The 622-nt window shown below is 35.7% G+C and carries 1 protein-coding gene; it reads left to right on the forward strand.

Features of this window, described 5'->3' with window-relative positions; translation table 11 throughout:
• The first annotated feature begins 340 nt into the window (after window positions 1-340).
• Window positions 341-622 carry a type II toxin-antitoxin system RelE/ParE family toxin gene (locus tag ACFIL8_RS12235; RefSeq protein WP_183194586.1) on the forward strand — a complete coding sequence of 94 codons (282 nt, stop codon included), beginning with the start codon at window positions 341-343 and terminating at the stop codon, window positions 620-622.

Genomic DNA, 622 nt, shown 5'->3' on the forward strand with positions numbered 1-622 from the left:
GCGGTAACAGGTACAATAGAAGCAGGACGCGCTGTTAATATGCAAGCCCACAAAGGCAGCATCCATGGTGTTGGAGCTGATATTATCGCTGGTACCAATCCAGTCTATGCAAATGATGAGCAGAGTGGGAATGCTACATTTATATGCAATCAATAACTTATATAAAGGTAAGGGAATTTTAATTCCATTGATTTTATTAACTTATTTTTATGTCTATCCCGAACTTTTTAATAGCTTATTCTCAATCATTTTATCCAAATATGTAATCAGATTTTCCAGTATCTTACTTGACTCTTATTTTTATAAATCGTATAGTAATAGTATACGATAAGGGGTGCTAATGGCAATTGTGAGTTTCAGACATAAGGGCTTAAAATTATTTTATACAACAGGTTCCACAAAAGCTATTCGACCAGATCACGTAAAGAAATTACGCGTTATCTTAACGGCTTTAACAAGTGCTACCACGCCCGAAATGTTGAAAGCACCTGCCTTTAAAATGCATCCTCTTAAAGGTGAACTTACAGGATACTATTCTATATGGGTGAATGGAAATTGGCGTGTTACTTTTCGCTTTATAGGAACAGATGTGGAGCTTGTTGATTATCAAGATTACCATTGA

The organism is Bartonella sp. AP57NXGY (genome assembly GCF_042195805.1).
Lineage (GTDB): Bacteria > Pseudomonadota > Alphaproteobacteria > Rhizobiales > Rhizobiaceae > Bartonella.